Origin of the sequence: Plantactinospora solaniradicis, assembly GCF_042658085.1 — a bacterium.
Classification (GTDB): Bacteria; Actinomycetota; Actinomycetes; order Mycobacteriales; family Micromonosporaceae; genus Plantactinospora; species Plantactinospora solaniradicis.
Genome location: NZ_JBHSPR010000025.1, coordinates 1 through 9,430, shown reverse-complemented (window position 1 = coordinate 9,430; position 9,430 = coordinate 1). Strand labels below are relative to the sequence as shown.

The following is a 9,430-nucleotide window of genomic DNA, read 5'->3' as shown; positions in this document are numbered from 1 at the left end:
AACTCGATCAAACTGGCTGGCCCGGCAACACCGCCGCTCTACCGCGAATCATCGAGGCTAATGGTGACATCGGGTATTGGAACTGTCCGAATGAACGGCTCGCGAGGCTTTGTCTAGTAGGGAGCTGTTGGACGAAGACCGTGCTCAGCGAGCCATCGGAGCAGTTCTTGGCGTGCGGTCTTGACGAGGCGGCCTCCGGTGAAGCGGACGTCCGTCGGGGGCCACAGCCCACGCGTCAGCGATGACGTAGGCGTCGCGGGCGTCGGTCTTCGCCGGGCCGGGATGCAGCGCTCATCGGCGTAGAAGCTGTTTCAGGGTGCTTGGTTCTGGAACTGGAACTGCACGCGCACGGAGCCGTCCATCGGTACCACGAGCGTGGAATTGCTCGCGGTCCATTTCTCGGGGACAAGGAACATGCGGTCGCGGCCCATGATGAGTAGCCGCAGCCGCCGGTAGCGGTAGTGGAACCGCTGGCCCTCCGACTCGGGCAGGAGCGACTCCTGCACGACGGGGTCGCGCAGGTACAGCCTTTCGTTGGTGTCGAGAATGATCCGCGGCAGGCGGTCCAGGTTGCGTGCCTGGTCCTGGGCCAGGCCGCGCCCGGACCACTGGGCCGTGGTGGCGGTGGCCCAGAAGATGCCCGCGGCGATCAGGATGTAGATGAAGATGCCAGCAGCCCGACGTGGCAGCGCCGAGCTGTTAATGGGTGCGGAGATCGCCGGGGGATCGGGGCCGCGCGGCGTCGCGGCTGGCAGGAGTTCGAAGGTCCGGGACGCGTACGCGACTCAGGTACGCCCTGTCGGCGGTGCTCGACCTGGTCGTCATCTCCCTGGCCGGCGGCGCCGGACTGGAGCAGGCCCTCGACGACGCCTGCGCCGACACCAACGGCGGCGCCGCCGCTCGCCTGAACCACGCGGTCGCCACCGCCCGGCTGCTCCGGGTGCCGCCCTGGCAGTCCCTCGGCCAACTCGGCGAGGAGACCGGCGTCATCGAGCTGCAGGAACTGGCCGCGACCATGAGCCTCGCCGGGACCGAAGGCGCCCGGATCCGCACCTCGCTGAGTATCCGCGCCGCCACCATGCGCGCCCACCAAGCCAACGCGCTGGAAGCCAAGGCCAACTCCGCGACCGAGCGCATGAGCATGCCGGTGATGCTCCTCGCGATCGGCTACATGCTGTTCCTCCTCTACCCGGCGGTCGCCGCCATCGACACCTTCTAAATCTGGCCGATCCGATACAGAAGGAGTACTCCGTGCCCAAAGCACTCGCCCTACTGACCCTGGTCCACCTCACCCCGACCGACCGGATCCGCCGCCTGCGTGACAGCGGAGACCGGGGTTCCGAGACCACGGAGAAGGTGCTGTGGATCGCGTTCCTGGTCCTGCTCGTCGCCGGCGTGTACGCGATCTTCCAATCCAAGATCATCACGAAGATCAGCGGCATCACCCTGTAACGATGGCCGCCATACGCCCACGCCGACATCGGCACCACCTCGGCGGCGACCAGGGATCGGTCACCACCGAGGTGGTGCTCTACGCCCCGCTGCTCATGCTGCTCGTGCTCCTCGGGGTGCAGTTCGCGACCTGGGGCGTTGCCCAACTCGCCGTCCAGCACGCGGCCAACCACGCCTTGCAGACGACCCGGGTCGAGGGCGGCACCGTCGCTGCCGGGCAGGCGGACGCCAACGCCGTCCTCACCCAGATCGCAGGCAGCCTCGTCAGCGACCGGCAGATCGACGTGACTCGCACGGCCGACACCGCCACCGTCCAGATCAGCGCCACCGCGCCGCCGGTCGTGCCGTTCCTCAGCCTCGGCGTGTCGACGATGGTGAGTGCGCCGGTCGAGCGGTTCCGCCCCGAACTCGACACGCTGGGACTCGCCGCACAAGGGGAAGGCCGCCGATGAGTACGGCCCACGCGCCAGCCAATCCCGAAGGCCCGTTCGCCTGCAGCCTGGCGAGACTGCGGGGCGATGAGGGCTCGGTGAGTACCGAGATCGCGCTGACCTACATGCCGTTGATGGTCTTGGCCGCGCTGGCCATCATCGCCTGCCTGCGGTTGGTCTCGGCCGACAGCGACGTGCACGCCGCCGCTGCGGCGGCGGCCCGACAGGCGTCCCTTGCCCGGACCCCGGCCGGAGCGGTCGCGGGTGGGCAGGATGCCGCCGCCGCGACCCTGCAGGGTCGAAAAATGACCTGCCTACCGCACACCACCAGCGTGAATACCGGCGACATGGCCCCGGGCGGTCAGGTCTCCGTCACGGTGGTCTGCACCGTCCACCTGGAAGACCTTTTCGGGCTGGGCCTGCCCGGCGCCATGACCTTGCAGGGTACGGCGTCGCAGCCCGTCGACCGTTACATCGGGAGAGCTCTCGGGTTCGGGATTACTGAAGGTACTTGGAGCACGAACCCGAGGGTGGGTGACGCGTGATGAGCGTGTGGGTGTGCCTCGGTTCCGGAACCGGCGTTGGCGAGAGCGTCAGCCAGGCTGGCTGGAATGGCAGTCGCTGTCTTCTAGCTGTTCGTGGTGGGGACGCGGCCGATGGCGGTGAAGAACGTAAAGGCGGCGAGGAATGGGCCGTTGGTCAGGCTGGTGAGCCAGGCTCGGGCTGTGTTCTCGTCGAGGGCTCCGGACTGCCACGCGCGCTGAACGACCGCCGGCATCCGCAGGATGTCGTTTGCGGCCTGGTAATCGTGGAACATGGCGACGGTGGCCTCGATGGAGGCGACTTCGAAGCCGGCGTCGGTGAGGAGCCGGCCGAGTTGCCGTCCGATGTCGGCGTTGCGCACCACGTCGCTGACGATGTAGCGGGTGTAGCCCCGGCTTGTCGCGCTGTCGGGGGCGTCGATGGCGAGGGTGTCCCAGTCTGGCTCGGCCAGTGCGACCAGGCCGCCGGGGCGTACGACTCGTCGCAGTTCGGCCAGTGCCTGGCGGGGGTCGGCGAGGTGTTGCAGCACCCGATCGGTGCGTGCGCGGTCGATGCTGGCGTCGTCGAGTGGCAGGGCGTGGGCATCGCCGGATCGCACGGTCACCTGTGGGTGCGTTGTGGACCGGTGCTGGGCTTGTTTCAGCATGGCGGGGTCGTGATCGATGCCGATGACGGCTCCGCCGTCTCCGACTGCGGCGGCCAGCGCGGGCAGGTCGGTTCCGGGTCCGCACCCGACGTCGAGCACCACATGGCCTGGGCACAGGTCCAGCGCCGCAAGAAGCTGCTGCTTGTATCGGCGACCCGGATAACTGGCGGCTGCTTGATCGAGGTAGGTGATCTGGTCGGCGGCGCGCAGGGTACTGCTGGACGGGGTCATGGGAGCAGGAGATCGCAGTCACGGCTTGGCGTGGGGGTGATGTTGTGGGGGTTGTGTGAAGGCCAGGCTCTTAGGTTCGGCGGGTCAGCCGGTGTCGGAGTCGGGGTTCGCGGTCGGACTGGTGAGGGCCGGGTGCTCGATGGTGGCGGTGTAGCGGGTGCCGGCTTGGATGCTCAGCCCGAACAGGTCGGCGATGCGGCGGACGTCGCCGCCGGTGGCGATGGCTTCGTCGAGGATGCGGTCCTCGCGGACGGCTGCGGCCGAGAGGCCGGGGCCGGGGGTCAGCCAGATCCAGCGTGCGCTGGCCTGCTCCTGGCGGCTGCCGGTGTGGCGGGTGAGGAACAGGTACGGGCTCTGACAAGAGCTCTCAGGTTCGGGACTTCTGAAGCACCTTCTGTGGCGAACCCGAGTACGGGTGGTGTGTGATGGGCGTGACGCAGGGCTTGGGTTCGGGACCTGAGGTCATGGCCGGGCGCCGGGTACGGCCGAGGGGTCAGCGCCACCACGGCGGGTCGGTGGGATCTTCCGCGATCTCGAGCATCTCCACGGCCGTGAAGAGGCTTTTCACGAAGTCGTTGGGCGGGAGGAGGAGGTGCGCGCCGGGGAGCAGTGCCTCGATCAACGCTTCTTTTCCCAGTTCCGCGAGTATGTCCTGCGCGATGTCCAGGACTCCGGCCACAAGCGGGTGCTGGTCCTGCATCTCGGATGGGTCGGACGTGGCGACGCTGGGGTCATTCCTGAAGTTGACGAGCGCGTCCAGCATCTCGGTGCGGTGGTGTTCTTCGGTAATCGCGCAAGCGACGATGCCGGCGATGTCTTCGCGGATGTCCTGGGCAGCCTTCTTCTTTGCTAGGTCATCGAGTTCGTCGAAGGCTTCGAGTTTCCTCTTGAGAGAGCGCCCCTCGGGGCTGTCCTTCACCATGTCCAGTGCGGCTTGGCGGAGCGGCAATTCCTCGAGCGGACGGTCATCGCGGTCCATCGCCGTCCCCAAGGTCATCGGTGCTGCTCATTCAACCAGTGTGACGGCCGCTGTCCAGATCTGGATGGTCGACGCTTGTCGCACTGCTGGCCTGGACGGGCAACCCGAGCAGGTCGAGGCACGTCCACACCGGGCGACGCAGGAACCGGATGAACTCGAACGCCACGTGCCGCTCCTCGGTGATGTGGCGGTCGGTGATCTCCCGCGCCAGCCGACGCCAGCGCGTGCTGGTCGACCAACTCCCGCGCGAAGTCCTCCAGTTCGGATGCGATACGCGGCCGGGGTGGCGCGTCAATCGACCCCACCACCGCTAGACCCACAACTGCCTCACTGCACGAATCCGTCGGCCACATCCAGCAGCGACAACAAGTCACGAAACCTGATGATTCGTCGAAACTCGACCGCGTGAGGGCAGGACCGCAGTGACCAGGTCTTCTGCGTGCTTAATACACTCAGGCCCGGAAGGAACTCGTGAGACTTCCGACCTCGGTGCCATGAGCCGACTGCGTACCCGACTGCGTACCCGCCTGCGGCGGGTCCATCGGGATGACCGTGGCCAGATTACGCCGTGGACGATCGTCGGCGTCGTCATCGTCCTGGTCCTCGCCGGCCTGGTCCTCGATCTGGGCCTGGGGATGTCCGACAAGGTCCGGCTGCTCGACGTCGCCCAGGGCGCAGCCCGGGCCGGCGCCCGCGAGATCGACCTCGCCACCTACCGCGCCACCGGCACCGTCCAACTCCAGCCCGCCCAAGCCGCAGCCGCGGCGCGGACGTTCGCCCAGCAAGCCAATGTCGAAGGGCAGGTCACCGCGTCCGCCTCCGCGACCACCGTCACCGTGACCATCACCGGCATTCGACAGACCCAGTTGCTGCACATCGTCGGAATCACCGGACTGGCGGTGTCCGCGACCGCGACCGCCACACCCCTGACCGGCGTCACCGCACCGTCCTGACCAGACCTCTCGCACGACCGGGAGTTCCAGTGCTCGCACTCCTCGCCGCCATGGGCCGCCGGCTGGCCGGACTCGCGCTCCTGGCCCTGCTCACCGTCGGCGTGCCATACGCGCTCATCCGATACGTCGGCTGGCCGTTGCCCCGCCAGCTCCCTGCCTGGCACGACGTCGGCACAGCCCTGACGTCACCACTGACCGACACGATGCTCGGCAACACGTCGTGTGCCTGCTCTGGGTGGCCTGGGTGGCATTCATCTGGTCACTGGTCGCGGAGATCACCGAGGCCATGGCCGGCATCCGCCTACCGCAGCCCAGGGCCATGGCACCCGCCCGAGGACTCGCCGCGCTCCTGGTAGCCGCCATCACCGGCGGCGTGCTCGCCACCGCCGCCCAGGCCGCACCGACTCTCACCCAGCCGGCCATCGCCACGGGACACAGCACGGGACACAGCACGGGACACAGTGTTGCCGTCCCGGCAGCGGCGAAGGCGACAGACAGCTCTGATGCGCCGTTGGCTGCGTCTGCCGTACTCCACCAGACAAAGTCTCCTGAAGCCGATCGGCCGACGATGCGACTCGTTGCCGGCCAGATCAACCTCGTCGCCGGCGACCGGAACTACACCTGCACGGTCCGGCGTGGTGACACCCTCTCCGAGATCGCCAAGGAATGGCTCGGAGACGCCAACCGCTGGCCCGAGATATGGGCATTGAACCGGGGCACCCACTTTGACCAGGTCGGAGGCACGTTCACCAGCCCGCATCTCATCTACCCGGGCTGGACCCTGGAACTGCCGGAGGACGCAATCCCCCCAGCCACGGCCCGCCCCAAGCCTCCTGCGGACCCGCCAACGACCGCGGCAGAGGAAACCCCGAAAGTCCCGCAGACGCCGACACCGACCGCGCGGGCGACTGGGCCCACCAGTCCCGCGACCGCCTCGCCGCCGCCAAGCCAATCCGCAGACCGACCAGGCGATGACGGCGTCACCGGACCCACAGCGGCGGGCCCGACTGCTCCGACCACCCCCGCGCCGTCGTCGGGACCAGGCGGCACACCGAGCAGTCCCGCCGCCAGCACACCTGCCCCGGCCAGCAACCCGTCAGCGCAATCGGAACGTCCGCGCGGCATCGCACTGCTGACTGGCAGCTGGCTCGACCTCGGCCTCGCCCTCGCAATCGCGGCAGCCGCCGCCCTGGTTTGGGCCCACCGCCGCCGCCGCTACCAGCCGCGACCCCCGGGGGTCCACGCCCGAACCAACGATCCCGATCTTGAACCGATGCCCACGGTGGTAACACAGATCCGCCGGGGCCTGCGCCACGGGGTAGGTGAGGACTACGAGGATCTCGACGTCCGCGACGCAGCGGATCCAGCCGGGATCAGCACCGGTGACGGACACCGTCATCTCCTGGTCGATGACGAGGACGGCCAAGCATCGCCCGCCGAGGATCTCCAGGCCAGCACGGAACCCTTCGCCGACGATGAAGAGCAGAGTAGCGACCCGGTGCCGGTGGTGCCCGCACTGGACAACCCATTGGCTGCGGTCTGGCCCCCAGCCGGTCTCGGGCTGACCGGCCCCGGCGGCGAGGCGGCCGGCCGGGGCTTCCTCACCGCCGCCCTCGCCGCCGGCGGCGTGGACAACCCCGACGCACACAGCTGGGTGGTCATCCCCTCAGCGACCGCCGCCACCCTGCTGGGCGCCGCCGCCGTCGCCCTTCCCCAGACTCCCCGCCTGACCGTTACCGGCGGCCTCAACGACGCCCTGGACATCCTCGAAGCGCAGACCCTGCACCGCACCCGCCTGGTCTACCAACACCAAGTCGACACCATCGCCGAACTGCACCGCGTCGACCCCTACGAGGAACCGCAACCGCCGATCCTGCTCATCGCCGACGCGACGGCCAGCCACGAACGCACCCGGATCGCCGCACTGCTGGCCCAGGGACAACGCCTCGACATCCACGGCATCCTCCTCGGCCCCTGGCCCGACGGCGACACCGTCGTCGTTGAAGCCGACGGCACCACCACCCCTGTCGACGGCCATACCCGCCACGGCACCCATCCCGCCGATATCGGACGGCTAAGCGTCCTCACCCCGGCGGAGACGATCGACCTGCTCGCCACGCTCGCCGAATCGCACACCGGCGACCGCCCGACCCCAGCACCTGCCGAGACCCCGCCGCCCGGCACGGGCCAGGATCCGCAACGGACCCTGGCCCGCAATCCACCCATTGACGAGACCGACCGCGCCGCAGACGGCGACCCTGACGGCACCCTGCTGGTCGGTGACGCGCCGGTCCCGGCCGCAGCCGGGGTCACCGCTCTCGTCGTCTCACGCCCGCACGACCCGCATCGTGCTCCCGCGGACGAACCAGCAGTTGCAGAAACGGGCGAGCAGCCGGCCCCAACCGGAGGACGCGTCGAGGTGCGGGTGCTCGGTGACGCCCGCATCGTCAACAGGGACACGACCGTGCCGCTGCGGGCTAAAGCCCTCGAACTGCTGGTCTACCTCGTCGTCCACGACGGCGACGCGGCACAGGACAACATCCTCGACGACCTGCTGCCCGACGCCCCCGCAATCGAAGGCCCCGCACCGCCTGCACACCTACGTGTCCGCGCTGCGCAAAACTCTCGCCCGCACCGGCGGGCCCGCCAGCTACGTCACCCACCCATCCCGCCGCTACACCCTCAACCGCGACGCGATCGACACGGACCTATGGCGGATGCGTGACGCGCTGCGCGACGCCGAGCGGGTCACCAACGACGCCGATCGGGCCGCCGCACTTCGCCGCGCCGTCGACGCCTACGATGGCGCACTCGCCGAAGGCTTCGACTACGAGTGGATCGAGGTATACCGCGAGGGCATCCGCCGCCAGGCCCTCGACGCCCACCTCGCCCTAGCCACCGCGACCGCAGACCCGACGGAAGCTCTGGCCGTCCTGGAAGCCGCGATGCGTCACGACCCGTACGCCGAGCCCATCTACCAGCAGGCGATGCGCGCCCGCGCCGCGCTGGGACACCTCGACGAGATCCGCGCCTTGCGCAGGACCCTCACTCGCCGACTCGAAGAGATCGACGCCGAGCCCAGCGAGGACACCGTCGACCTCGCGGATCGGCTCATCGCCGGCCTACGGCAGCGCCGGCCGGCCGGACAGCGAAATCCCCGTGACGGCGGACGACGCCCGTGATACTTCATCCTCCGGCGACACCGGAAGCTACTCGCGGCAGCCCGCACGATCTGCCCACGCGTGGTGGCGATGGCGTGCCGGCGGCGAACGCTAGCCGCAACGGCGCCGCACGGCCGTCAACGGCAACCACCGCTGGTAGGAACGCCCAGCCGGAAATCGACCGCCACGTGGGCTCGACGAGTCGTCGGGCCACGTTCCCGATGAGTCGCGACGTGCTCGATGCTGACCTGGTCAATGCCGTCCGACGCACCGCCCGGATGCGCCAGGCGTTCTACGTCCTGGTGCTGCTGGTCGCCCTCGTCGGACAGGTCACCGGCGCCGTCCAGACGCTGGGCGTTCCGATGATCGTCGCGGTCCCGGCCGTCGCGACCCTCGAACTGGGCGGTGTGGTCGTGATGGCCAACAGCGACCTGCGACGTCGGCTCGGCGAGCAGGCGATCGCGTCCCGCCTCCTGTCCGCCGCGATCGCCGCCGGGGCCGTGACCTTCAACTGGGCCGCCCACCCCGACCACCTGGTCGGCGGCTTCTTCTCGGGCATGTCAGCCCTCGGATACCTCGTCTGGTTGATGCACACCGGCAACCAGCGCCGCGACCGGTTACGCGTCACCGGAGGCCTGCCACCCACACCGCCCGCCTACGAGGTGTTCGGCCACTGGATCTGCCACCCCGTCATCACCTCCCGCGCGGTCCATCGCCAAAGCCGACAACCTCGACATCTACGAGTCCCTGAAGGCAGCCCGGGCCGCGATCGCCCGCCAACGGCGCACCGCCGCGATCGCCAAGGTGCTGCACCGCAAGATCAGAACCGCCGTGGACCCGACCACCGCCGACATCGCCGTGCAGGTGTATGACCTGGACGAAATCGCTGCACGCCTCGCGGCTACCGCCGACTACAACGGGCTGACCACGCTGCTCGCCGCGGACCTCGACCCAGAACGCATCATCACGGCTAACCTCGATGATTCGCGGTAGAGCGGCGGTGTTGCCGGGCCAGCCAGTTTGATCGAGTTGCA

At 68.9% G+C, this 9,430-nt stretch carries 12 protein-coding genes and 1 pseudogene; 9 read left to right on the top strand and 4 right to left on the bottom strand.

The window, feature by feature from the left end:
• Positions 1 to 311: 311 nt before the first annotated feature.
• Positions 312 to 506, bottom strand: coding sequence for a hypothetical protein (locus ACFP2T_RS27825; protein WP_377426611.1), 195 nt, complete (start codon positions 504 to 506; stop codon positions 312 to 314).
• 269 nt (positions 507 to 775) lie between these two features.
• Between ACFP2T_RS27825 and ACFP2T_RS27820 the strand changes: the two are divergent.
• The 4 genes and pseudogenes from ACFP2T_RS27820 to ACFP2T_RS27805 form a co-directional block, all read left to right on the top strand.
• A pseudogene (locus ACFP2T_RS27820) lies at positions 776 to 1,219 on the top strand (type II secretion system F family protein); the annotation flags it as partial.
• Between the two features lie 32 nt (positions 1,220 to 1,251).
• A complete protein-coding gene (locus tag ACFP2T_RS27815) occupies positions 1,252 to 1,452 on the top strand; it encodes a hypothetical protein (RefSeq protein WP_377426609.1) in 201 nt (66 codons plus the stop codon).
• A gap of 2 nt (positions 1,453 to 1,454) precedes the next feature.
• Positions 1,455 to 1,904, top strand: coding sequence for a TadE/TadG family type IV pilus assembly protein (locus ACFP2T_RS27810; protein WP_377426606.1), 450 nt, complete (start codon positions 1,455 to 1,457; stop codon positions 1,902 to 1,904).
• Positions 1,901 to 2,428, top strand: a complete 528-nt coding sequence (locus ACFP2T_RS27805) for a hypothetical protein (protein WP_377426604.1) — start codon at positions 1,901 to 1,903, stop codon at positions 2,426 to 2,428. Before ACFP2T_RS27810 ends, ACFP2T_RS27805 begins: the two co-directional genes overlap by 4 nt.
• A gap of 83 nt (positions 2,429 to 2,511) precedes the next feature.
• On the opposite strand, the gene ACFP2T_RS27800 is transcribed toward ACFP2T_RS27805, so the two are convergent.
• From ACFP2T_RS27800 to ACFP2T_RS27790, 3 genes are all read right to left on the bottom strand, one after another.
• Complete coding sequence (locus ACFP2T_RS27800) at positions 2,512 to 3,303, bottom strand: methyltransferase domain-containing protein (RefSeq protein WP_377426601.1); 792 nt, start codon at positions 3,301 to 3,303, stop codon at positions 2,512 to 2,514.
• Between the two features lie 493 nt (positions 3,304 to 3,796).
• The gene (locus ACFP2T_RS27795; protein ID WP_377426598.1) at positions 3,797 to 4,300 is read right to left on the bottom strand and encodes a hypothetical protein; all 504 of its coding nucleotides are present in this window, start codon (positions 4,298 to 4,300) and stop codon (positions 3,797 to 3,799) included.
• Between the two features lie 13 nt (positions 4,301 to 4,313).
• Entirely contained in the window at positions 4,314 to 4,448 is a 135-nt protein-coding gene (locus tag ACFP2T_RS27790; protein ID WP_377426597.1) for a hypothetical protein, read from the bottom strand.
• A gap of 328 nt (positions 4,449 to 4,776) precedes the next feature.
• Here ACFP2T_RS27790 and ACFP2T_RS27785 point away from each other — a divergent pair, with 328 nt between their 5' ends.
• The 5 genes from ACFP2T_RS27785 to ACFP2T_RS27765 all read left to right on the top strand — a co-directional run bounded on the left by ACFP2T_RS27785 (position 4,777) and on the right by ACFP2T_RS27765 (position 9,389).
• Positions 4,777 to 5,235, top strand: coding sequence for a pilus assembly protein TadG-related protein (locus ACFP2T_RS27785; RefSeq protein ID WP_377426595.1), 459 nt, complete (start codon positions 4,777 to 4,779; stop codon positions 5,233 to 5,235).
• Between the two features lie 244 nt (positions 5,236 to 5,479).
• A complete protein-coding gene (locus ACFP2T_RS27780) occupies positions 5,480 to 7,960 on the top strand; it encodes a LysM peptidoglycan-binding domain-containing protein (protein WP_377426592.1) in 2,481 nt (826 codons plus the stop codon).
• Entirely contained in the window at positions 7,953 to 8,417 is a 465-nt protein-coding gene (locus ACFP2T_RS27775) for a BTAD domain-containing putative transcriptional regulator (RefSeq protein WP_377426589.1), read from the top strand. Before ACFP2T_RS27780 ends, ACFP2T_RS27775 begins: the two co-directional genes overlap by 8 nt.
• A 281-nt stretch (positions 8,418 to 8,698) precedes the next feature.
• Complete coding sequence (locus ACFP2T_RS27770) at positions 8,699 to 9,268, top strand: hypothetical protein (RefSeq protein WP_377426586.1); 570 nt, start codon at positions 8,699 to 8,701, stop codon at positions 9,266 to 9,268.
• Positions 9,228 to 9,389, top strand: coding sequence for a hypothetical protein (locus ACFP2T_RS27765; RefSeq protein WP_377426584.1), 162 nt, complete (start codon positions 9,228 to 9,230; stop codon positions 9,387 to 9,389). The genes ACFP2T_RS27770 and ACFP2T_RS27765 overlap by 41 nt, the downstream gene beginning before the upstream one ends.
• Positions 9,390 to 9,430: the final 41 nt, after the last annotated feature.

Coding starts and splice junctions, on each gene's coding strand:
- ACFP2T_RS27795 (WP_377426598.1), bottom strand. CDS start 4,300: ATGACCTTGGGGACGGCGATGGACCGCGATGACCGTCCGCTCGAGGAA.
- ACFP2T_RS27800 (WP_377426601.1), bottom strand. CDS start 3,303: ATGACCCCGTCCAGCAGTACCCTGCGCGCCGCCGACCAGATCACCTAC.
- ACFP2T_RS27785 (WP_377426595.1), top strand. CDS start 4,777: ATGAGCCGACTGCGTACCCGACTGCGTACCCGCCTGCGGCGGGTCCAT.
- ACFP2T_RS27775 (WP_377426589.1), top strand. CDS start 7,953: ATGCGTGACGCGCTGCGCGACGCCGAGCGGGTCACCAACGACGCCGAT.
- ACFP2T_RS27805 (WP_377426604.1), top strand. CDS start 1,901: ATGAGTACGGCCCACGCGCCAGCCAATCCCGAAGGCCCGTTCGCCTGC.
- ACFP2T_RS27810 (WP_377426606.1), top strand. CDS start 1,455: ATGGCCGCCATACGCCCACGCCGACATCGGCACCACCTCGGCGGCGAC.